The 21090-nt window shown below is 71.3% G+C and carries 22 protein-coding genes; 16 read left to right on the top strand and 6 right to left on the bottom strand.

Annotated features, from left to right (window positions below; translation table 11 throughout):
• Positions 1–148: 148 nt before the first annotated feature.
• The 10 genes from I8N67_RS25790 to I8N67_RS25745 all read left to right on the top strand — a co-directional run bounded on the left by I8N67_RS25790 (position 149) and on the right by I8N67_RS25745 (position 11097).
• Positions 149–2257: a tetratricopeptide repeat protein gene (locus I8N67_RS25790; protein WP_200306049.1), complete on the top strand. Its 2109-nt coding sequence runs from the start codon at positions 149–151 to the stop codon at positions 2255–2257.
• Positions 2258–2422: 165 nt separating this feature from the next.
• Positions 2423–3547: an alanine dehydrogenase gene (gene ald / locus I8N67_RS25785; protein WP_200306047.1), complete on the top strand. Its 1125-nt coding sequence runs from the start codon at positions 2423–2425 to the stop codon at positions 3545–3547.
• A gap of 436 nt (positions 3548–3983) precedes the next feature.
• Positions 3984–5120: a ParA family protein gene (locus I8N67_RS25780; RefSeq protein WP_200306025.1), complete on the top strand. Its 1137-nt coding sequence runs from the start codon at positions 3984–3986 to the stop codon at positions 5118–5120.
• On the top strand, positions 5105–5671 hold the full coding sequence (locus I8N67_RS25775; protein WP_200306023.1) for a hypothetical protein: 567 nt from the start codon (positions 5105–5107) through the stop codon (positions 5669–5671). Before I8N67_RS25780 ends, I8N67_RS25775 begins: the two co-directional genes overlap by 16 nt.
• Positions 5672–5689: 18 nt before the next feature.
• Positions 5690–6682: a segregation and condensation protein A gene (locus I8N67_RS25770; RefSeq protein ID WP_200306021.1), complete on the top strand. Its 993-nt coding sequence runs from the start codon at positions 5690–5692 to the stop codon at positions 6680–6682.
• Positions 6679–7329 carry an SMC-Scp complex subunit ScpB gene (gene scpB / locus I8N67_RS25765; RefSeq protein WP_200306019.1) on the top strand — a complete coding sequence of 217 codons (651 nt, stop codon included), beginning with the start codon at positions 6679–6681 and terminating at the stop codon, positions 7327–7329. The genes I8N67_RS25770 and scpB overlap by 4 nt, the downstream gene beginning before the upstream one ends.
• The gene (locus I8N67_RS25760) at positions 7329–8405 is read left to right on the top strand and encodes a pseudouridine synthase (RefSeq protein WP_200306017.1); all 1077 of its coding nucleotides are present in this window, start codon (positions 7329–7331) and stop codon (positions 8403–8405) included. Before scpB ends, I8N67_RS25760 begins: the two co-directional genes overlap by 1 nt.
• A gap of 179 nt (positions 8406–8584) precedes the next feature.
• A complete protein-coding gene (locus I8N67_RS25755) occupies positions 8585–9310 on the top strand; it encodes an NUDIX hydrolase (protein ID WP_200306015.1) in 726 nt (241 codons plus the stop codon).
• Positions 9310–10332, top strand: a complete 1023-nt coding sequence (locus tag I8N67_RS25750) for an ADP-ribosylglycohydrolase family protein (RefSeq protein ID WP_200306013.1) — start codon at positions 9310–9312, stop codon at positions 10330–10332. Before I8N67_RS25755 ends, I8N67_RS25750 begins: the two co-directional genes overlap by 1 nt.
• Before the next feature lie 3 nt (positions 10333–10335).
• Positions 10336–11097, top strand: coding sequence for a nucleotidyltransferase domain-containing protein (locus tag I8N67_RS25745; protein WP_200306011.1), 762 nt, complete (start codon positions 10336–10338; stop codon positions 11095–11097).
• Here I8N67_RS25745 and I8N67_RS25740 read toward each other — a convergent pair.
• The 4 genes from I8N67_RS25740 to I8N67_RS25725 are packed head-to-tail and all read right to left on the bottom strand — an operon-like array spanning position 11014 to position 13528.
• A complete protein-coding gene (locus I8N67_RS25740; protein WP_200306009.1) occupies positions 11014–11775 on the bottom strand; it encodes a nucleotidyltransferase domain-containing protein in 762 nt (253 codons plus the stop codon). The genes I8N67_RS25745 and I8N67_RS25740 overlap by 84 nt on opposite strands.
• A gap of 22 nt (positions 11776–11797) precedes the next feature.
• Positions 11798–12250 carry a Rieske (2Fe-2S) protein gene (locus I8N67_RS25735; protein WP_200306007.1) on the bottom strand — a complete coding sequence of 151 codons (453 nt, stop codon included), beginning with the start codon at positions 12248–12250 and terminating at the stop codon, positions 11798–11800.
• Positions 12247–12834, bottom strand: coding sequence for a DUF6529 family protein (locus I8N67_RS25730; protein ID WP_200306005.1), 588 nt, complete (start codon positions 12832–12834; stop codon positions 12247–12249). The genes I8N67_RS25735 and I8N67_RS25730 overlap by 4 nt, the downstream gene beginning before the upstream one ends.
• A 19-nt stretch (positions 12835–12853) precedes the next feature.
• The gene (locus tag I8N67_RS25725; RefSeq protein WP_200306003.1) at positions 12854–13528 is read right to left on the bottom strand and encodes a hypothetical protein; all 675 of its coding nucleotides are present in this window, start codon (positions 13526–13528) and stop codon (positions 12854–12856) included.
• 271 nt (positions 13529–13799) lie between these two features.
• On the opposite strand from I8N67_RS25725, the gene aroH reads away from it, so the two are divergent.
• The 5 genes from aroH to der all read left to right on the top strand — a co-directional run bounded on the left by aroH (position 13800) and on the right by der (position 18446).
• On the top strand, positions 13800–14162 hold the full coding sequence (aroH, locus tag I8N67_RS25720) for a chorismate mutase (protein WP_200306001.1): 363 nt from the start codon (positions 13800–13802) through the stop codon (positions 14160–14162).
• Positions 14159–15253, top strand: coding sequence for a prephenate dehydrogenase (locus I8N67_RS25715; protein ID WP_200305999.1), 1095 nt, complete (start codon positions 14159–14161; stop codon positions 15251–15253). Before aroH ends, I8N67_RS25715 begins: the two co-directional genes overlap by 4 nt.
• A gap of 235 nt (positions 15254–15488) precedes the next feature.
• Complete coding sequence (gene cmk, locus I8N67_RS25710) at positions 15489–16166, top strand: (d)CMP kinase (RefSeq protein ID WP_200305997.1); 678 nt, start codon at positions 15489–15491, stop codon at positions 16164–16166.
• A 125-nt stretch (positions 16167–16291) separates the two neighbouring features.
• Positions 16292–16879 (top strand): lysophospholipid acyltransferase family protein, encoded by a 588-nt coding sequence (locus tag I8N67_RS25705; RefSeq protein WP_234046281.1) that lies wholly within the window; start codon positions 16292–16294, stop codon positions 16877–16879.
• A gap of 88 nt (positions 16880–16967) precedes the next feature.
• Positions 16968–18446 (top strand): ribosome biogenesis GTPase Der, encoded by a 1479-nt coding sequence (der, locus tag I8N67_RS25700; RefSeq protein ID WP_200305993.1) that lies wholly within the window; start codon positions 16968–16970, stop codon positions 18444–18446.
• Between the two features lie 112 nt (positions 18447–18558).
• Here der and I8N67_RS25695 read toward each other — a convergent pair whose 3' ends face one another.
• Together I8N67_RS25695 and I8N67_RS25690 are read right to left on the bottom strand one after the other, a co-directional pair.
• Positions 18559–18927: a hypothetical protein gene (locus tag I8N67_RS25695; RefSeq protein ID WP_200305991.1), complete on the bottom strand. Its 369-nt coding sequence runs from the start codon at positions 18925–18927 to the stop codon at positions 18559–18561.
• A gap of 151 nt (positions 18928–19078) precedes the next feature.
• Positions 19079–19849, bottom strand: a complete 771-nt coding sequence (locus tag I8N67_RS25690) for a DUF8842 C-terminal domain-containing protein (protein WP_200305989.1) — start codon at positions 19847–19849, stop codon at positions 19079–19081.
• A gap of 537 nt (positions 19850–20386) precedes the next feature.
• Here I8N67_RS25690 and I8N67_RS25685 point away from each other — a divergent pair.
• Positions 20387–21067 (top strand): LysM peptidoglycan-binding domain-containing protein, encoded by a 681-nt coding sequence (locus tag I8N67_RS25685; protein WP_200305988.1) that lies wholly within the window; start codon positions 20387–20389, stop codon positions 21065–21067.
• Positions 21068–21090 lie beyond the last annotated feature (23 nt).

Here is a 21090-nt window from a genome sequence, read left to right as displayed (position 1 = left end):
ACCGCCAGTCCTACGATCTGCTGATCCGATCGAGGGACCTGCCCGCCGTGCTCCGCCCAGATCGTCGCAGAGCGTGAACTAGGCTCGGGAAACGCCCGAACCGGAGTCCCGGCGGGCTTGCTCGTGCAGTGGGACGGGAGAGTGGCCCGTGGCGGATCAGGCGGTGGACATCGGGGGCGCCCGGGTCTCCGGTACAGGGCGGCCCCCGGCTGTCGAGGCCGCCCCCACGGACAGTCAGTTCCTCGGCCGGGCAAGAGAGTTGAAGGAACTGCGGGCCGACATCGGCCGGGCCGGGCTGAACACCATCGCGGGCCGGAAGGCGCCCCACGCGCGCGTGCTGCTCATCGCCGGCCGGCCCGGTTTCGGCCGCAGCGCCCTCGCCGAGGAACTCGTACGGCAGGTTACCGACGGTTACCCCGATGGCGTGCTGCGGGCACGTCTCACCGAGCCGGACGGCACCCGTGTCCCGGTCGAGCGGGCGGCGCGGGAACTGCTCGGTGAGCTCGGGGTGTCGGCGCCGGCCGGGGCCGACGAGGACGATCTCAGCGAGGCGTTGCGGGAGGCGCTGACCGAGCGCCGGGTGGTGCTCCTGCTCGACGACGCGGCGGACGCCGAGCAGGTCGACGCGCTGCTGCCGGCCACCCCCGACTCCCTGGTCGTGGCGGTCTCCGAGGGGCCGCTGACGGGCATCTCCGACGTCCGCCCGTGCACGCTGGGCGGACTGGACACCAAGTCCGCGGTGGAGCTGCTGGAACGCTTCACCGGCTCCGTGCGGATCACCGTGGACCCGCGCTCGGCCGAGGGGCTCGCCGAGGTGTGCGGCGCCCACCCCGCCGCGCTGCGGCTCGCCGGCGGCTGGCTCGCCGCCCGGCCCATGGCAGCCGTCTCCGACCTGGCCAAACAGCTGCGCGCCGAGGGCGACGACAGCCCGCCGCTCGCCAAGGTCTTCAAGCTGTCGTACGCGTCCCTGCCGAGCCCCGCCGCCCGGATACTGCGCCTTCTCGCCCTCGCCCCTGAGGGCCTGGTCGACCCGCACATCGCCTCCGGGCTCGCCGGCTCCTCGGTCGGCGCGGCCCGCACCACGCTGGACGACTTCGTGGCCCTCGGGTTCCTGCACCCGGTCGACTCGCCGCTGCCCCAGTACGAGGTCCCCGGCTGCCTCCAGCCGCTGCTGTGGTCCCTCGCCGAGAGCCAGGAGCGGCCGGGCGAGCTGCAGTTGGCCCGCGCGCGGATGCTGGAGCGGACGGTACGGCTGCTGCAGTCGTGCCGGGCCATCACCGAGACCGACAGCCCGCTGGCGCGCGAGAAGCTCCTCGGCATGCCGAAGGCGCTGCGCTTCCCGAGCCCCAGGGCCGCCGAGGAGTGGCTGCGCACGCGCCGGCCCGCGCTGCTCGCCGCGGCCCGGCTCGCCGTCGCCGACGGGGAGCTGGACACCCTGGCCCGGCGGCTGATGTCCCAGCTGGTCCGGGCCATGGTGGCGCATTTCGGCACGCAGGCCGCGGCTCCCGACCTGTACGGCATCCACCGGCTCGTCCTCGATGTGGCCGAGCGCCGCGACCTGCCCCGCGAGCAGGCCGCGGCCCTGCTGAACCTCGGCGACCTGGACGCCAGGACCGGCCGTTCGAAGGCGGCACTGGCCCGCTACCGGGCCGCGCTCGACGCCGGACGGGCCGCGAACGACCCCTACGCGACCGGCCGCGCGATGGAATCCGTGGGCGGCGCCCACCAGGAGCTGGCGGACTACGAACGGGCCGCCGACTGGTACGGCAGGGCGCTCGTCCAGCGGCTCGCCCGGGACGAGCGCGAGGACGCCGCCCGGCTGTACGGCCGGATCGCCGCCGCGCACACCCACGCGGGCCAGTACGGCGAGGCGCTGCGCAACTGGAGCTCGGCGCTCACCGGCTACCGCAGGCTCGGCGATGTCGGCGGCCAGGCAAGGGCGTTGAGCGAGATGGCCCGCGTCCAGGAGTACGCGGACCGGCCCGAGGAGTCGCTGCACACCTGCCAGGAGGCGGTGGAGTGGGCGCGGCGCGCCGACGACACCCGGCTGCAGGCCGCGCTCCAGCTCCGGCTCGCCGACACCCTGGAGCGGCTCGGCGACCCGGCGGCGGCCCGGCTGCACCGGACGGCCGCCGAGCGACTGCTCGGCGACGAGTCTGCGGACCGGGAGACCGGCGAGACCGGCCTCATCGACGAGATCGAGACGGAACACGGCTCTAACGCCTGCGAAATCCGTAGTACATCGGCGAAAGATTGATGCATTGAAAGGCTAGACAGCGGGGACGCCTTCATTAGACTGGCTGCGCCGCCGGTTCTCCTGCGGTGTCTCCCGGTGCGCTCCGATGCGTACGGGTATGTCACGCATCGCCCGGGCATGTACCGCCCCTGCGTGCGAGCCCCACACCCCTCCGAGCCAAGGACCGTGATCGACGTGAAGGTCGGCATCCCCCGCGAGGTCAAGAACAACGAGTTCCGGGTGGCCATCACCCCCGCCGGCGTGCACGAACTCGTACGCCACGGCCACCGGGTTGTCATCGAGCAGGGTGCCGGAGTCGGCTCGTCGATCCCGGATGCCGAGTACGTCGCCGCCGGTGCCGAGATCCTCCGGACCGCCGACGAGGTGTGGGCCACCGCCGACCTGCTGCTCAAGGTCAAGGAGCCCATCGCCGAGGAGTATCACCGCCTCCGCAAGGACCAGACGCTCTTCACGTACCTGCACCTGGCCGCCTCCAAGGAGTGCACCGACGCCCTCGTCGAGTCCGGCACGACCGCGATCGCGTACGAGACCGTCGAGCTGCCGGGCCGTGTGCTGCCGCTGCTCGCCCCGATGTCCGAGGTCGCGGGCCGGCTCGCCCCGCAGGTCGGCGCCTACCACCTGATGCGCGCCAACGGCGGGCGCGGTGTGCTGCCGGGCGGGGTGCCGGGCGTGGCGGCCGGCCGGGCCGTCGTCATCGGCGGCGGCGTGTCGGGCTGGAACGCCGCGCAGATCGCCATCGGCATGGGCTTCCATGTGACCCTGCTCGACAAGGACATCAACAAGCTCAAGGAAGCCGACAAGATCTTCGGCACCAAGATCCAGACCGTCGTCTCCAACGCCTTCGAACTGGAGAAGGCCTGCCTGGAGGCGGACCTCGTCATCGGTGCCGTGCTCATCCCCGGTGCCAAGGCTCCGAAGCTGGTCTCCAACGAGCTCGTGTCGCGGATGAAGCCCGGAAGTGTCCTTGTCGACATCGCGATCGACCAGGGCGGCTGCTTCGAGGACTCCCGTCCGACGACCCACGCCGAGCCGACCTTCCCGGTCCACGACTCGGTCTTCTACTGCGTCGCCAACATGCCCGGCGCGGTGCCCAACACCTCCACCTACGCACTGACCAACGCCACGCTGCCGTACATCGTGGAACTCGCCGACCACGGCTGGGCCGGGGCCCTGCGCCGCGACCCCGCGCTGGCCCGCGGCCTCAACACCTATGACGGCAAGGTCGTTTACCGCGAGGTCGCCGAGGCGCACGGACTGGAGTACATCGAGCCGGCTTCGCTGCTCGGCTGACCGGCCACCGAAAAAAGCTGCCCACCGGCCGCCGACCGGCTGCTTTAAGTCACCTTTCGGTAAAAGGCGATACGTCAACACAGGTCGTCAACAGCGCCGTCCCGGCCGGATCTTGCCCGACAAGGTCCGGCCGGATGTGTGTATGGTCACTTTGCGACACTCGCGCAACTCGCCTCGAACGTAACCGTTCGGATGTTTCGCGCACCGGTGAAACCTGCTGTGCGACGGCCCTACGCCCTTGACAGCCGCATGTTTCATTGCCGACACATCGGGCCGGGTCCGGCGGATTGTGTTGCTGCGGACCGCCGACACGCCATAGAGTCGCCAACCGTCGGCATGGTGCCACGCTGACCTATCGAGAAGTTTCCTGGTCACCAAGGAGGTAAGACGACTTGTGAATGAGTCGACATTTACTCCCGGGGGTGGTCAACCAGGAATGCCTGCGCGGGTCTCGGGCCCCACGGGGTTCGCGGCTGTCGGCTCTGTCGCTGTCCGCACCTTCGCAGCACACCAGAGTCAGCGACCAGCCGGGCTAACTCAGCCAGCACACCAGAGCATGGATGGCCAACACGTGAACGCCATGGCCGGCGACGGAAGTGGCGGGGTCCACAACCACTTCGCCGACTACGACGAGCTGCCCGACGGGCACTTCTACGACCCCGACGCCGAGTACGAGCCCGATCCGGAGTACGCGGCCACGCTCGCGCCCGACGCGGCGCGTCAGCGCCGTGAGCGCATCGGTCCGACCGGTCGCCCGCTGCCGTACTTCCCGATCCCGGGACCGCTGACCAGTCACGGCCCCGCGACGATCATCGCGATGTGCAACCAGAAGGGCGGCGTCGGCAAGACGACGTCGACCATCAACCTGGGCGCCGCGCTCGCGGAGTACGGCCGGCGGGTCCTGCTCGTCGACTTCGACCCGCAGGGCGCCCTCTCGGTCGGCCTCGGGGTGAACCCGATGGAGCTCGACCTCACGGTCTACAACCTGCTCATGGAGCGGGGCATGTCGGCCGACGAGGTCCTGCTGAAGACCGCGGTGCCCAACATGGACCTGCTGCCGAGCAACATCGACCTGTCGGCGGCCGAGGTCCAGCTGGTCTCCGAGGTCGCGCGCGAGTCCACGCTGCAGCGAGCGCTCAAGCCGCTGCTGGCCGACTACGACTACATCGTGATCGACTGCCAGCCCTCGCTCGGCCTGCTCACGGTGAACGCCCTGACGGCCGCCCACAAGGTGATCGTGCCGCTGGAGTGCGAGTTCTTCGCCCTGCGAGGTGTCGCGCTGCTGACGGAGACCATCGAGAAGGTCCAGGAGCGGCTCAACCCCGACCTGGAGCTCGACGGCATCCTCGCCACGATGTATGACTCGCGCACCGTCCACAGCCGTGAGGTGCTCGCGCGTGTCGTCGAAGCGTTCGACGAGCACGTCTACCACACGGTCATCGGGCGGACGGTCCGCTTCCCGGAGACCACGGTCGCCGGTGAGCCGATCACCACGTACGCCTCCAACTCCGTCGGCGCCGCCGCCTACCGTCAGCTCGCCAGGGAGGTGCTCGCCCGGTGTCACGCCGAGTGAGTCTGCCGGGGGCCGACGAACTCTTCCGTACGACAGGGGGAACGGCGCTTCAGCCGTCCGCTCCCCGGCGGGGGCCAGGCGGAGAAGCCCGGGTGCCCGCTCCCGCCGGGGACAGCGACGGGGCCGCCGCGGAGGACGCTCCACCGTCCGTGCCCGTACAGGGCGGTGACGGCGAGGGGTCCGAGCATGTGGCCGCGGACGCCGAGTCCGACGGCGAGCCACGCAGTCGTGCCGCCGCCGCGGGGGCCGAGCGATCGGCCGCCGCAGGCCGTCAGCCGCAGGTGCAGGAAGGTTCTGCCGGATCCCGCAAGCGGGGGCGGGCCTCCGGGCGCCGGCCCAGCGGGCGGGAACGGCACGACGAGAAGATCACCGTGTATGTGTCCGCCGAGGAGCTCATGGATCTTGAGCACGCCCGGCTGGTGCTGCGCGGGGAACACGGACTGGCCGTCGACCGCGGCCGCATCGTGCGGGAGGCCGTCGCCGTGGTGCTGGCGGATCTGGAGTCCCGCGGGGACGCGAGCATCCTCGTACGACGGCTTCGCGGGCGGTAGGGGTAGCCTGCGGGGGTTATGACCTCGTATGACACCTCGGCCTCCGGCGGTTCAGCCGGTCGTCGGCGTGCGCTGGGGCGGGGTCCCGGGGGCGAGCCCCCGGACCCGCCGGCCGAGCCCGCGAGGCCTGTACCGGAGCCTGCCGAGGCGGTGGCCGAGGCGGCGCACTCCGCCGTCGAGCCCGTCGAGCCCGAGGCCTCCGACGACGGTGTCTTCAAGGTTCGGCTCGCCAACTTCGAGGGGCCCTTCGACCTCCTCCTCCAGCTGATCTCCAAGCACAAGCTGGACGTCACCGAGGTCGCGCTCTCCAAGGTCACCGACGAGTTCATGGCGCACATCCGGGCGATGGGGCCGGACTGGGACCTGGACGAGACGACCGAGTTCCTCGTCGTGGCCGCGACCCTGCTGGACCTGAAGGCGGCCCGGCTGCTGCCCGCCGCCGAGGTCGAGGACGAGGCCGACCTGGCGCTCCTCGAAGCCAGGGACCTGCTCTTCGCCCGGCTGCTCCAGTACCGCGCGTACAAACAGATCGCCGACATCTTCAACCGGCGGCTGGAGGAGGAGGCCCGGCGCTATCCCCGTACCGTCGCTCTGGAGCCGCACCACGCGGAGCTGCTGCCCGAGGTGGTCATCAGCATCGGGGCGGAAGGATTCGCCAAGCTGGCCGTGAAGGCGATGCAGCCGAAGCCCAAGCCGCAGGTGTACGTCGATCACATCCACGCGCCCCTGGTGAGCGTGCAGGAGCAGGCCGGGATCGTGGTCGCGCGGCTGCGGGAGCTGGGGGAGGCCTCGTTCCGGGCGCTGATCGAGGACACCGACGACACGTTGACCGTCGTGGCCCGGTTCCTCGCGCTGCTGGAGCTGTACCGGGAGAAGGCGGTGGCGCTCGACCAGGAGACCGCGCTCGGGGATCTGATCGTGCGGTGGACCGGCGGGGACGGGGAGGCGGAGCCCGTTGTCACGGACGAGTTCGACCGGCCGCCCGAGCCGGCGAAGGAGGAGAAGGTGTGAGCGAGGAGACCACCGACATGCCCGCGGGTCCGCGTACCGTCGCCGACCTCGACCTCAAGCCCGCCCTGGAGGCCGTCCTCATGGTCGTGGACGAGCCCGCGACCGCCGAGCACCTGAGCAAGATCCTTGAGCGACCGAAGCGGCAGATCGCGAAGGCGCTCAGGGAACTGGCCGACGAGTACGCCGGGCAGGGGCGCGGGTTCGAGCTGCGGCTGATCGCCGGGGGGTGGCGGTTCTACAGCAGGCCCGAGTACGCCGCCGCCGTGGAGCGGTTCGTGCTCGACGGGCAGCAGGCCCGGCTGACCCAGGCCGCACTGGAGACGCTGGCCGTGGTGGCGTACCGGCAGCCGGTGAGCCGCAGCCGGGTCTCGGCCGTACGGGGAGTCAACTGCGACGGGGTCATGCGGACCCTGCTGCAGCGGGGTCTGGTGGAGGAGGCGGGCGCGGAACCCGAAACAGGTGCGATCCTGTACACGACGACGAACTACTTTCTGGAGCGGATGGGCCTGCGCGGCCTGGACGAGCTCCCGGAGCTCGCGCCCTTCCTTCCGGAGGCGGAGGCGATCGAGGCCGAGACGCAGGAAGGTGTTCCGTCGTTCGATCCGGACGCACCGGAGACAGATGACCCGACGACGACGGAACTTTGATGCGAAGCAGTGGCAGCGGCAAGAGCGGCGGACGCGGTAAACCCCGCGGCGCCGGTAACGGCAGGGACCAGAAGCAGGGGCAGGGGCAGGGCCGCCCCAGCAAGCCCCGTCCCGAGGAGCGCCGCTACGACGTGGGCCCCGGCGCCACCCACGAAGGCCCCAAGACCGGGCGCGGCGACGCGGCCCGCGGCGGCGCCAAGGGCCGCCCCAAGCAGACCCAGCCGGGCACCGGACGTGGCCGTTCGGTCCCGGCGACCTCGCGCGAGTACGACGCGCGGGCCGAGGAGCGCAACCGCGAGCGGTACGCGGGCAAGAAGGACGTCAAGCCGCCCAAGACCTTCCCCGGCGCCGAGCAGGAGGGCGAGCGGCTGCAGAAGGTGCTCGCGCGCGCCGGTTACGGCTCCCGGCGGTCCTGCGAGGAGCTGATCGAGCAGGCCCGCGTCGAGGTCAACGGCGAGATCGTCCTTGAGCAGGGCAAGCGTGTCGACCCGGAGCGGGACGAGGTCAAGGTCGACGGTCTGACCGTCGCCACGCAGTCGTACCAGTTCTTCTCGCTGAACAAGCCCGCCGGTGTCGTCTCGACCATGGAGGACACGGACGGCCGGCAGTGCCTCGGCGACTATGTGACGAACCGCGAGACGCGGCTCTTCCACGTCGGGCGGCTCGACACCGAGACCGAGGGTGTCATCCTGCTCACCAACCACGGTGAACTGGCGCACCGGCTGACCCACCCCAAGTACGGCGTGAAGAAGGTCTACCTCGCGCACATCGTCGGCCCGATCCCGCGTGACCTGGGCAAGCAGCTCAAGGACGGCATCCAGCTGGAGGACGGGTACGCCCGCGCGGACCACTTCCGGGTCGTGCAGCAGACCGGCAAGAACTACCTCGTCGAGGTGACTCTCCACGAGGGGCGCAAGCACATCGTGCGCCGGATGCTGGCCGAGGCCGGCTTCCCCGTCGAGAGCCTCGTGCGCACCGCCTTCGGGCCGATCACCCTCGGCGACCAGAAGTCGGGCTGGCTGCGCCGACTGTCGAACACCGAGGTCGGGATGCTGATGCAGGAGGTCGACCTCTAGGGTCCGCGTCAGGCTGTGCCGAGGGGGCCGGTTCCGGGACATCTCCCGGGGCCGGCCCTTTGCCGTTCCCGGCCCCGCTCCTGGCCTTCCTTTCCCCGTAAAGGGGTTGTGCCCCGGCGTTCGCCCTTTTATAGTCGTCATGACTATTAGTCGAGGTGACCATAAAGGGGGTGGGGGACATGACCACACCCGAGGGCTACGACAAGTACGCCTTCGAACCCTTCGCCGTCACTGTCGACCTGGCCGTCTTCACCGTCCGCGCGGGCACCCTCCAGGTGCTGCTCGTCGAGCGCGGGCAGGAGCCGTACGCGGGCCGCTGGGCACTGCCCGGCGGGTTCGTGCTGCCGGAGGAGTCCGCGGAGGAGGCCGCCTGGCGCGAACTCGCGGAGGAGACCGGCGTCAAGGACGTCTCCGGGCTCCACCTGGAGCAGCTGCGGACCTACAGCGAGCCTGGCAGGGACCCCCGGATGCGGGTCGTCACCGTCGCGTTCGCCGCGCTGTTCCCGGACCCGCCCGTCCCGCACGGCGGCGGTGACGCGGCCCAGGCCCAGTGGCTGCGGTTCAACGCCATCGGTCCGCTCGCCTTCGACCACGACCGCATCCTCGCCGACGCCCACGAACGCGTCGGCGCCAAGCTCGAGTACACCTGTCTCGCCACCTCCTTCTGTCCGGCCGAATTCACCCTCGGTGAGCTGCAGCAGGTCTACGAGACCGTGTGGGGCACTCCGCTCGACCGGCCCAACTTCCGGCGCAAGGTGCTGGCCACGCCGGGCTTCGTCGAACCGGTGCCCGGCGCCGCGCGCCTGACCGGCGGCCGCGGCAAGCCTGCCGCGCTGTATCGAGCGGGTGGGGCCACCGCCCTGCACCCGCCTCTGCTGCGACCCACCACGGAAGGACGGCCCTGATGACCATGACTCTGCGTACGAAGCGCTCCGCCACCGGATCCCTGCTCGGACTCGCCCTCGGAGACGCCCTCGGCTTCCCCACGGAGTTCAACGACGTCCCGGGCATCCTCGCCAAGTTCGGTCCCTGGCGGAAGATGGAGCTGCCGCGGCCCGCGATCGTCACCGACGACACCCAGATGACGCTGGCGCTGGGACACGGGCTGCGCGCGGCCATGGACCGCGGCGTGCTCGCCCCCGAAGTCCTGGAGCGGGCGGTCCGCAAGGAGTTCGTGGAGTGGTCCCGCTCCCCGGAGAACAACCGGGCCCCCGGCCACACCTGCATGGTCGCCTGCGGACTCCTCGCGGCCGAACGCACCCCCTGGCAGCTCGCCAGCCAGATCGACTCCAAGGGCTGCGGTGCCAACATGCGGGTCGCGCCGCTCGGCCTCATCGGCCCGCTCAGCGACGAACAGCGGGCGGGCGCCGCCCAGTTGCAGGCTGCGCTCACCCACGGTCACCCCACCGCGCTCGCCGCGTCCGACCTCACCGCACACGCGATACGGCTGCTCGCCCAGGGCGTCGAGCCGATGGGCCTGGTCGGACGGCTGCGGTCGTACGCGCAGGAGAACCGCGCCCGCTACCACGCGCGCTGGCTCGGCGACCTGTGGACGTACAGCCAGGACCCCTCGGCCGAGCACTACATCTCCCGGGGCTGGGACGAGTGCCTGGGCGCCCTGGACCGCGTCCAGCAGGCCCTGCGGCTCCCGTCGCCCGAGACGGACCCCTGCCTGGCCACCGGTGAGGGCTGGATCGCCGAAGAGGCCTTCGCCACCGGCCTGTTGTGCTTCCTGCTCTTCGTCGACGAGCCCGTCACCGCACTGCGCCGCGCCGCCTGCACCAAGGGCGACTCGGACTCCATCGCCTGCCTCACCGGTGCCTTCGCGGGCGCCTACCACGGGCCGGGCGCCTGGCCCGCCGAGTGGGCCGACCGGATCGAGTACCAGGGCGACCTCGTGTCGTTGGGAGCCCTCTGGGACGCTTGAGGGATGACCGACGCCCTCGATATCGACCTGGCCCCGGTGGTGGCGGAACAGCCCGACCCGCTGCTGTTCGCCACCGTCTCCGGAGCCCATCTGTACGGCTTCCCCTCACGCGACTCGGACGTCGACCTGCGCGGTGTGCACCTGCTGCCCACGGCCGAACTGGTCGGGCTGGGCGAGCCGGAGGAGACCCGGTCGAGGATGTGGGACCAAGGCGGCGTCGAAATGGACCTCGTCACGCACGACGTGCGCAAGTTCGCCCGGCTGATGCTGCGCCGCAACGGCTATGTGCTGGAGCAGCTGCTCTCCCCGCTCGTCGTGCACACGAGCGACGCGCACCGCGAACTGATCGCGCTCGCCCCCGGTGTCCTGACCCGGCACCACGCCCACCACTACCGCGGGTTCGCGACCACCCAGTGGCGGCTCTTCGAGAAGACCGGTGAACTCAAGCCGCTGCTCTACACGTTCCGGGTGCTGCTCACCGGCATCCACCTGATGCGCAGTGGCGAGGTGCGGGCCCATCTGCCCACCCTGCTGCCGGAGATCGACGAGGCCCCCACGTATCTGCCGGACCTGGTCGCGGCGAAGGCCGCCCAGGAGCACGGCAAGGCCGAGGTCGACCAGGAGCGCGTCGCGCAGGACGTGGAGCGGCTGCAGCGGGTGCTGGACGAGGAGCAGGCCCTGTCAGTGCTGCCGGAGAACCCGGCCGCCTACGACGCCCTGCACGACTTCGTGGTCCGCGTCCGCCTCGACGGGCCCCAGGGCTGACGCGCGCCGGGTACGGACGAGGAAGTCCTCGACGCGGGCCCGGTCCGGCTCCGCCGGCAGCGGGCTGCGGGCCGCGGCCTTCTCGGTCTCCGCCGCCAGACGGGTCATCCAGGACTCGACCCGGGGCCACGGGACCTCGCCGCGCCTCACCGCCAGCAGAGGCTCGCGCTGGTCGCCCACGTCGATGGTGAGCGCGCCCGTGCGCAGCAGGTCCCGGCAGCTCATCAGCAGACGGAGCAGGTGCATGGCGTGCTTCCAGCGGGGGGCGCCGTGCGTGCGGATGTCCGCGTCCAGCTTCTTGCGCTGGCCGAGGGCGTAGCGGGCGAACGTCTCCTGGGTCTGGCGGGACAGGAACGCCCCGCGCAGGGCGAGCAGTTCACGGCCGGTGGCGTCGAGGTGCTCCACCAAGGGGGAGTGCAGGCACTCCAGGATGTTGGGGTTGGCGCGCAGGGCCAGACCGCAGAAGCGCTCCAGTTCCCAGCCGAACTGCTCCTCCGCCGGCCCCTCCACATGCGTCGGCGGCTTCTCGAAGCGCCAGAACAGCGCGGTCGGGGCCAGGAAGACACCCCGCCGGTCCGTGTCGCTGTCGTCCGTCGCGAGACCGAAGGCGCGCGAACCCATCACACAGGCGTAGATCGTGTGGTCGCGGACCAGGGCGTGCGGATGCGGGGGCTGCATGCCCGGGAGCGTACGGGGTGGCTCAGGCCAGCTGAATCGAATTTCCCGAGACCGTGATCTCCTCGGCGGGCAGCGGCCTGGTGGCCGGACCGTTCGCCACCGCACCGTCCGCGATCTCGAACTTGCTGCCGTGGCACGCGCAGTTGATCGTCTTGTCCGAGACGCTTGCGACGATGCAGCCCTGGTGTGTGCAGACCGCCGAGAAGGCCTTGAAGTCGCCCTCCTCGGGCTGGGTCACGACGACCTTCTGATCCTTGAAGATCTTGCCGCCGCCCACCGGGATGTCGGCCGTCCTGGCCAGCTCCTCGCCGCCGCCCGTGCCGGTGTCCCCGGGAGAGGCCTCCTCCACGGTGTCGCTGTCGCTGCCGCTGCCGCTGTCGCTGTCGCCGCCGTACTCGCCGCATCCCACGAGCAGCGCCGCCGTGCCCGCCGCGCCGGTCGCCAGGACCGTGCGCCGCGTCGAACCCATCGTCATGTCGTCACTCCGAACGTGCGGAAGAACCAGAGGGCGGAGGTCAGCCAGACGACCGTGAGAGCGGCGAAGACGAGGCCGCCGACGATCGGCAGGAGCCAGCCGGGAAGTCGCTCCGAGCGGAGCAACAGCATTTTCGCACTGAAAACACCGAAGAAGAAACAACCCAGGACAGAGTGCCACAGAACGCGCGGTTCGTACGTCTGGAAGCCGAGCGCGTACAGGCAGTGCACCGCCACCGGCACCGCGATCAGGAACGCCGCCCGCCCCGACCAGCGGTGCAGCACCGCCGACCAGCTGGGGCCCGGCAGCTTCCCGTACACCATCAGCGCGGACACCAGCTGGACGAGCGCGAAGCCGAACGACGCCGTGGCCAGCCACGACTTCACCGCGCCCGTGCTGCTGAAACCCGCGAGGTTGAACGCGGTACCCGCCGGGTCGTGCGCCTTGCCGTAGACGCCGAGTCCGACCGCCACCGCGCACGCCACGAGGGCCGGGACCAGATAACGGGTCGCGCCGGGGCCGCGGGCGGGGACGGGATGCGGGGACGGGAAGCCCTGGGTGGCGGCGTTCGGGTCGACGGTCATGAGCTGCTCCCTGCCGGTGTCACGGGGTGACCGGGCGGGCCGTGAGTCGCACGCCGTCGACCGTCACCTCGCCGGTCTCCGGGTCGATCCGAGGCGCCGCCTCGGGCTTGCCGTCGCGCTTGAGGATGCCGACCTGGCCGCCGTCCGGCAGCACGATCCAGCCGCCGTCGACCTCGGCGCCGCGCACATTGGCGGTCGCGCGGTACAGCCCCGACGGCTTGATCGTGCGGTCCGCGGTGAAGCCGTACTCCCGACCGCCGATGTCCACGGTGCCGCGGACGCTCCCGCCCTTGACCGTGCCGTTCAGTTCGGCGCCGTCCTTGCTCGTCAGCTTCATGCCGCCGTCGTCCTCGACGTCGCCCTTGAGCCACGACTCCTTGTCCCGGCCGTCGCAGAAGTACGCGACCGCCCTGCCGTCGCGCAGGGTGACGGCGATCGCCGAGGAGCCGTCGTCGGTACGGCCCGCGTAGTCGGCGTCGGCCGGCGGCGTGGGTTTCGGGCTCGGCGACGGATCCGGCGATGGCGAGACCTTCGTCGGCGACGGGCTCGGTGAGGCCGGGGCAGGGGCGGACGGTGGGTCGTACGTGGTGGACGACGATGTGGCGCGACTCCCTGTCGTCGCGTTGAGCGACAGCATGAACAGGGCCAGCAAGAGCCCGCCGAGAAGTGTGAGAAGTGGTCCGGAGCGCTTCATACGAGCCTCCCCCGAGGCGTGGCGCGGACGGCCTCCCCCATGCAAGCGGACGCGCGGGGCGGCGTCCAGAGGCGCACGGAGGTGTTTCACCCCAAGTGACGTGACAGTGACGTTCGCGGGACATTGTCAGGGTCTGCGGCCGAGATCCACCACCGGGGACGCTCGCCGGTGCGGGCGTCTCGGCAGGCGGGCGCCGTGCGCCCGCCCGACGCGGGCTCACTACCCTGGAAGTACAACAGAGCCGGGATGTACATCAGCGAGGAGCAGAGCCGTGGCGGTACGAGCGGTCCGGGGCGCCGTCCAACTGGAGCGGGACGAGGCGGGGCACATGGACGAGCAGGTCGGCGAGCTGCTCACCGCGGTCCTGGAGCGCAACGACCTCACGCCCGACGACCTGATCAGCATCTGGTTCACGGCCACCCCCGACCTGCACAGCGACTTCCCGGCCGCCGCGGCCCGCAAGCTCGGCATCGTCGACGTACCCCTGATCTGCGCACAGGAGCTCGACATCGCGGGCGCCATGCCCCGGGTCGTACGGATCCTCGCGCACATCGAGTCCGACCGGCCCCGCGCCGAGATCGCGCACGTCTACCTGGGCACCGCGGCCGCCCTCCGCAAGGACATCGCCCAGTGAGAACCGCACTCGTCATCGGCACCGGCCTGATCGGCACCTCCGCCGCCCTCGCCCTCGCCCAGCGCGGTGTGACCGTCCACCTCGCCGACCACGACGCGGCGCAGGCCCGTACGGCGGCCGCGCTCGGCGCCGGTACCGACGAGGTGCCCGACGGCCCGGTGGACCTCGCGATCGTCGCGGCCCCGCCCGCCCATGTGGCCGCGACCCTCGCCGACGCCATGCGGCGGGGGCTCGCGCGCGGCTACCTCGACGTGGCCTCCGTCAAGGGCGGCCCGCACCGCGAGCTGGAGGCGCTGGGCCTCGACCCCGCCGTGATGTCGCAGTACATCGGCACGCACCCCATGTCGGGCCGGGAGAAATCCGGCCCGCTGGCTGCCACGGGCGACCTCTTCGAGGGCCGGCCCTGGGTACTGACCCCGACCCGGGACACCGACACCGAGGTCCTGAACCTCGCGCTGGAGCTGGTCTCGCACTGCCGGGCCGTGCCGGTGGTCATGGACGCGGACGCCCACGACCGGGCCGTGGCTTTGGTCTCGCACATGCCGCACCTCGTCTCCAGCCTGGTCGCCGCACGGCTGGAGCACGCCGATGAGACGGCCGTACGGCTGTGCGGGCAGGGCATCCGGGACGTGACCCGGATCGCGGCCTCCGACCCCCGTATGTGGATCGACATCCTCTCCGCCAACCCCGGGCCGGTCGCCGATCTGCTCGCGGACGTCTCCGCCGACCTCGACGAGACGGTCCAGGCGCTGCGCGCCCTTCAGGCCTCCGACGAGGCCAAGCGCCGCGAGGGTGCCGGCGGTATCGAGGACGTCCTGCGCCGGGGCAATGCCGGGCAGGTCCGGGTTCCCGGCAAGCACGGGACCGCTCCGCTGGTCTACGAGGTCGTGGCCGTGCTGATCGACGACCAGCCCGGTCAGCTGGCCCGGATCTTCGCCGATGCGGGGATGGCGGGCGTCAATATCGAGGACGTGCGTATCGAGCATGCGACGGGGCAGCAGGCGGGGCTGGTGCAGTTGATGGTGGAGCCGAAGGCGGCGCCGGTGTTGACGGGGGCGTTGCGTGAGCGGGGATGGGCGATCCGGCAGTAGTGGCATGGTGTCGGCGCGGGGCCGGGTGGGGGTTTTCGTCCCCGCCGCCCGTGCCCGTCCCGTCCCGTTCCTGGGGGCTGCGCCCCCAGGCCCCCGCTGTCGGCCTGGACGGCCTCGTCCTCGAACGCCGGACGGGCCGGGCGCGCGGCCGGATGGGGTACGGGCAGCCAGTACCCTTGTCCGGGGCGCTTTCCGTCCAGCCCCCGCCACCTCGGACCAGGAAAGGTGCTCCCCAGTGGAACGCGCCACAGTGATCGTTGCCATCGACGGCCCCTCCGGCACGGGCAAGTCGAGCACCTCGAAGGCCGTGGCCGCGCAGCTCGGGCTGAGCTATCTGGACACGGGAGCCCAGTACCGGGCGATCACATGGTGGATGGTCACCAACGGCATCGACATAGAGGACCCGTCGGCGATCGCCGCCGTCGCCGGGAAGCCGGACATCGTCTCCGGCACCGACCCGTCCGCGCCGGCCATCACGGTCGACGGTACGGACGTGGCCGGTCCGATCCGCACCCAGGAGGTCACCTCCAAGGTCAGCGCGGTCAGCGCGGTGCCCGAGGTGCGTGCCCGGATCACCGAGCTGCAGCGCTCCATCGCCGCCGACGCGGAGCACGGCATCGTGGTGGAGGGCCGTGACATCGGTACGACCGTGCTGCCGGACGCCGACCTGAAGATCTTCCTCACCGCCTCCCCGGAGGCCCGCGCCGCCCGCCGCAGCGGTGAGCTGAAGGGCTCCGACGTCCAGGCGACCCGTGAGGCCCTGCTCAAGCGGGACGCGGCCGACTCCAGCCGGAAGACCTCGCCGCTCGCCAAGGCGGACGACGCGGTCGAGGTGGACACCTCGGACCTCACGCTCCAGCAGGTCATCGAGTGCGTCGTCACCCTCGTCGAGGAGAAGCGGGCGGGGAAGTGAGCACCAGCGACGATGCTTCGGCGGGCCGGGCCCCCTCGGCCCGGACTCCGTCGGCCCGGACTTCCTCGGTCCAGGCCCCTACGCTGCGGGGTGCCGAGGTCGGTCGGCGTATTGGCGTCGGACTGATGTACGGGCTGTGGAAGCCGCGTGTCCTGGGCGCCTGGAAGGTCCCCGCGACCGGCCCGGTGATCTTCGCCGTCAACCACTCCCATGTCATCGACGGCCCGATGGTCATCGGTGTGGCACCCCGGACGTCGCACTTCCTGGTCAAGAAAGAGGCGTTCATCGGTCCACTCGGCTCGTTCATGAACCGCGTCGGTCAGATCCGGGTCGACCGTGACACCACCGACCGCACGGCGATCACCCGGGCGCTGGGCGTCCTGGAGAACGGCGGCGTGCTCGGGATCTTCCCCGAGGGCACCCGGGGCGAGGGTGATTTCGCCGCGCTGCGTGCCGGGCTCGCCTATTTCGCGGTGCGCGGCGGGGCGCAGATCGTGCCCGTCGCCGTGCTGGGAAGCTCCGAGCGGCGCGGACGGTTGTTGAAGGGGCTGCCCCCGCTGCGCTCCCGCGTCGACGTCGTCTTCGGCGACCCGTTCGAGGCGGGTGACGGCAGCGGACGGCGCACCCGCAAGGCGCTGGACGAGGCGACCGAACGCATCCAGAAACAGCTGGCCGCCCACCTGGAAAACGCCAGGCGCCTGACCGGGCGCTGAGCGACACTGAATAACCAAGTAGTGGATCAACCTCAACAAAACGGATGCTCCACCGATCACCACGAATGAACTACGAGGTACGGACTTCATGAACGACCACACCCAGCCCGACGGCTCGGACGGCTTCGAGCACGATCACGGGGCGCTCGGCGACGCCGAGTACGCGGAGTTCATGGAGCTCGCCGCGGAGGAGGGATTCGACCTCGAAGCCGTCGAGGGCGCGATCGAGGAGGCGGGCCACGGCCCGCTGCCCGTCCTCGCCGTCGTCGGCCGCCCGAACGTCGGCAAGTCGACACTCGTGAACCGCATCATCGGCCGCCGCGAGGCCGTCGTCGAGGACAAGCCCGGCGTCACCCGTGACCGCGTCACCTACGAGGCCGAGTGGGCGGGCCGCCGCTTCAAGCTCGTCGACACCGGCGGCTGGGAGCAGGACGTCCTCGGCATCGACGCCTCCGTCGCCGCCCAGGCCGAGTACGCCATCGAGGCCGCCGACGCGGTCGTCTTCGTCGTCGACGCCAAGGTCGGCGCCACCGACACCGACGAGGCCGTCGTACGCCTGCTCCGCAAGGCCGGCAAGCCCGTGGTGCTGTGCGCCAACAAGGTCGACGGACCGAGCGGCGAGGCCGACGCCACGGCCCTGTGGGCCCTCGGGCTCGGCGAGCCGCACCCCGTCTCCTCGCTGCACGGCCGCGGCACCGGCGACATGCTGGACGCCGTCCTGGAGGCGCTGCCCGAGGCGCCCGCGCAGACCTTCGGCACCGGGGTCGGCGGCCCGCGCCGCATCGCCCTCATCGGCCGCCCGAACGTCGGCAAGTCCTCCCTCCTCAACAAGGTGGCGAACGAGGACCGCGTCGTCGTCAACGAGGTCGCCGGCACCACCCGCGACCCGGTCGACGAGCTGATCGAACTCGGCGGCGTGACCTGGAAGTTCGTCGACACGGCCGGCATCCGCAAGCGCGTCCACCTCCAGCAGGGCGCCGACTACTACGCCTCGCTGCGCACCGCCGCCGCCGTCGAGAAGGCCGAGGTCGCGGTCATCCTGATCGACGCCTCCGAGTCCATCTCGGTGCAGGACCAGCGCATCGTGACGATGGCCGTCGACGCGGGCCGCGCGCTGGTCATCGCGTACAACAAGTGGGACACCCTCGACGAGGAGCGCCGCTACTACCTGGAGCGGGAGATCGAGACCGAGTTCGGCCAGGTCGCCTGGGCGCCCCGGGTCAATGTCTCGGCGCGCACCGGCCGGCACATGGAGAAGCTGGTCCCCGCGATCGAGACGGCCCTCGCCGGATGGGAGACCCGCGTCCCGACGGGCCGCCTGAACGCCTTCCTCGGCGAGCTGGTCTCCGCCCACCCGCACCCGATCCGGGGCGGCAAGCAGCCGCGCATCCTCTTCGGCACCCAGGCCGGCACCAAGCCGCCGCGCTTCGTCCTCTTCGCCTCCGGCTTCATCGAGGCGGGCTACCGCCGCTTCATCGAGCGCCGCCTGCGCGAGGAGTTCGGCTTCGAGGGCACCCCGATCCACATCTCGGTGCGGGTGCGCGAGAAGCGCGGCCGCAAGAAGTAGACCTGCGCCTGCAGCACGACGTGAATGAGGAGGGCGGCTCCCCAAGGTCTGTCGACCTTGGGGAGCCGCCCTCCTCATGTGTCCCTGCGCGCCGCTTCGAGTCTCTTCGTCGTCAGAGGCCTCGGCGCGGGTTGGGCGGCAGGGGCGACGGGATGTGGTGCATCCCCGTCTGCCCGGTGGGGATGCGTCCGACCGCCTGCCAGACGCTGGTCGTCGAGGCCGTGTGACCGGGGTGCGTCTCACGCTGGGTGGCGAGGTGTCCCGCCGCGTGCCGGGCGCCGTACGAGCCGGAGCTGTACGACCCCGACCCGCGCTGGCCGCCGGAGCCGTGCGTGAGGCTCCCGAAGCCCGTGAACCCCATCTCCTCCTCACCGTGCCGGTCGCCCGGCAGGGTCCGATAGGTTCTGACCCACTCCGCGTAGAGCATGTCGTAGATCGGTGTGGCCGAGGGGTCGCCCGAGGGATCCTGGGTCGGCCGCATGGATGGGATCGACTGGTAGGGCTGGCGGCGGGGAACGTCGTATGCGTGCACGTCTGTGCCAACGACCCCGCTGCGGAAGAGATGCGCCGACTCCACCATTCAGCCTCCGGTCGGGCTCCGCTTCCGAGGGACGGCCCGCAGGGCGGAGCGCTCAGGTCCCGGCGAGCGGCAGCGTGGCCGCCACCAACTTCCCGTTGGCCGCCGCCTTGTCGAGCGCGTCCCGCAGCAGATCCTCCCGCGGCTGCCGTCCGATCGACCCGACCGGCGCCGCGAACATCAGCACCTGCTGATGCTTGTTCGCGGCCGCCCGCCAGGCGTCGGCGACCTGGAGGGCCTGGTGCGCCTGCCACCACGCGACCGGCGAACCACCGGTGGTTCCCGGCTGCAGGATGGCGTGCAGCTGGCCCATCGCGAGCAGGATGGACCAGCCGTGCAGTACGGGCGGTACGGAGTCGATCTGGGGGAGCGGCATGAAGCCCTGCTCGATGAGCAGGGGCAGGAAGTCGTCGCCCGCGCCGGTCGTGCCCGGGCGCGCGATGGGGGCGGTCGGTTCCACCACCAGCGCCGGGTGCAACTCGCCGCTGAGCAGGATCAGTCCGCTGGTGACGCCGAGCACGGCCTGCTCGGGCGCGGCCTGGACCGGGCTGTCCCCGGCGATGGAACGGGCGGCGCCCTGCAACTGTTCCTCGGTGACCTGGACGACCTGGGAGGGCAGACAGGTGGCGTGGGCGAAGGCGAGAACGGCTGTCTCGTCGCCGACGAAGAGGACGGTGCTGGTGCGCTCCTGCTCGGAGTCGCCGGGGGTGCGGCACGACGTGCAGTCGTAGCCGCCGGGGGCGTTCTCGCCGGCGAGCAGCCGGTCGGCTTCTTCGTCGCCGATCTCGGCGCGTACCTCGTCGCTGACGTCGAGCATGCGCGGCACGGTGGCTCCTCGGGATGCGGTGCGGGTCGGTGCCGGGTGGAGCCCGGCCCATGAGCGCGGAGGTTCCGGCTCATGAAGGAGACAACGGGCGATCTGTGGCCGGAGTCACGCCCGAGGACGAACGGAATCGAACCATCCGACGCGCAGGGTGAATTCACCGGCGGAATCGGTTACTCCGCGCCAACTTCTCTGCGTAGCCAGGAAGTTGGCCGGGTGAAGTGGGTCACAGATCATCGAGGGGTCTGGTCGACAAATCCTGAAATCAGGGAATGAAGTGGGTGGCCTGAATTGGCCGCTACTCGCGGTAACGGCGAACTGGCCTCGCATGACAAGCCATCGGTTGCTGACAGCGCGTCAACCTCCATACATTCCCCGCCGTGTGCAACGAGCACCGCTCGGGTACGTCCGCCGGCCGCACCGCAGCCAGCTCACAGCAACACCACCGCCGGCGGACGGGGCTGAGCGCGCCACCGCGTCCTGTGCGACGCGCGGCGCGCCCCGCCTTGGGGGACCCCGAGTCCTTCGAGAGGGAACTACATGTCCGCATGTGCCGACAACACACGCGAGAACACTCGCAAGACGCAGAACGCCGCCAAGGCGCGTGACCTCCGCAGGGCGCGGACGACGGCGGTCCTCGCCGGGGCGGCACTGCTCGCCCCGCTCGGACTGCTGACCGCCGCCGGCGACGCCGCGGCGGCCGACAGCGGAGTGTGGGACCGCATCGCCAAGTGCGAGAGCGGCGGCAACTGGCACATCAACACCGGCAACGGCTACTACGGCGGCCTCCAGTTCGCCCCCTCCACCTGGCGGGCCTACGGCGGCACGGCGTACGCGGCCACCGCGGACAAGGCCTCCAAGTCCCAGCAGATCGCGATCGCCACGAAGGTCCAGCGCGCCCAGGGCTGGGGAGCGTGGCCCACGTGCTCCGCGCGCGCCGGAGCGTACGGCGGCGCGCCCGCCGCGCCCGGCACCGGCTCGGCATCCACGAAGTCCACCAAGCCGGCTCCGCCGAGCACGTCGTCGAAGACGCCCTCGCGCGCCTCCAGCCATCCCGACCGCAGCGCGTTCCGCGGCGACTACACCGTCCGTCAGGGCGACACCCTGAGCGGTATCGCCACCCGGAACGGGACCACCTGGCGGCAGGTCTACGCAGCCAACAAGGCCGTCATCGGCGGTGACCCCCACCTCATCGTGCCCGGACAGCGGCTCGACCTCTGACCGCGCGCCCCGGGACCCGTGCC

This window comes from Streptomyces adelaidensis (assembly GCF_016598475.1).
Taxonomy (GTDB): Bacteria; Actinomycetota; Actinomycetes; order Streptomycetales; family Streptomycetaceae; genus Streptomyces; species Streptomyces adelaidensis.
Note: the sequence above shows the minus strand (reverse complement) of the source record. Positions and strands in the feature narration are given on the sequence as shown.

Excerpts from the sequence above, each read along its gene's own strand:
- I8N67_RS25725 (WP_200306003.1), bottom strand. The coding sequence starts at position 13,528 with ATGAAGCGCTCCGGACCACTTCTCACACTTCTCGGCGGGCTCTTGCTG.
- I8N67_RS25730 (WP_200306005.1), bottom strand. The coding sequence starts at position 12,834 with ATGACCGTCGACCCGAACGCCGCCACCCAGGGCTTCCCGTCCCCGCAT.
- I8N67_RS25705 (WP_234046281.1), top strand. The coding sequence starts at position 16,292 with ATGTACGGGCTGTGGAAGCCGCGTGTCCTGGGCGCCTGGAAGGTCCCC.
- I8N67_RS25755 (WP_200306015.1), top strand. The coding sequence starts at position 8,585 with ATGACCACACCCGAGGGCTACGACAAGTACGCCTTCGAACCCTTCGCC.
- I8N67_RS25745 (WP_200306011.1), top strand. The coding sequence starts at position 10,336 with ATGACCGACGCCCTCGATATCGACCTGGCCCCGGTGGTGGCGGAACAG.
- I8N67_RS25760 (WP_200306017.1), top strand. The coding sequence starts at position 7,329 with ATGCGAAGCAGTGGCAGCGGCAAGAGCGGCGGACGCGGTAAACCCCGC.
- I8N67_RS25735 (WP_200306007.1), bottom strand. The coding sequence starts at position 12,250 with ATGACGATGGGTTCGACGCGGCGCACGGTCCTGGCGACCGGCGCGGCG.
- I8N67_RS25685 (WP_200305988.1), top strand. The coding sequence starts at position 20,387 with ATGTCCGCATGTGCCGACAACACACGCGAGAACACTCGCAAGACGCAG.
- I8N67_RS25695 (WP_200305991.1), bottom strand. The coding sequence starts at position 18,927 with ATGCGGCCGACCCAGGATCCCTCGGGCGACCCCTCGGCCACACCGATC.
- I8N67_RS25750 (WP_200306013.1), top strand. The coding sequence starts at position 9,310 with ATGACCATGACTCTGCGTACGAAGCGCTCCGCCACCGGATCCCTGCTC.
- der (WP_200305993.1), top strand. The coding sequence starts at position 16,968 with ATGAACGACCACACCCAGCCCGACGGCTCGGACGGCTTCGAGCACGAT.
- I8N67_RS25780 (WP_200306025.1), top strand. The coding sequence starts at position 3,984 with ATGCCTGCGCGGGTCTCGGGCCCCACGGGGTTCGCGGCTGTCGGCTCT.
- I8N67_RS25770 (WP_200306021.1), top strand. The coding sequence starts at position 5,690 with ATGACCTCGTATGACACCTCGGCCTCCGGCGGTTCAGCCGGTCGTCGG.
- I8N67_RS25740 (WP_200306009.1), bottom strand. The coding sequence starts at position 11,775 with ATGCAGCCCCCGCATCCGCACGCCCTGGTCCGCGACCACACGATCTAC.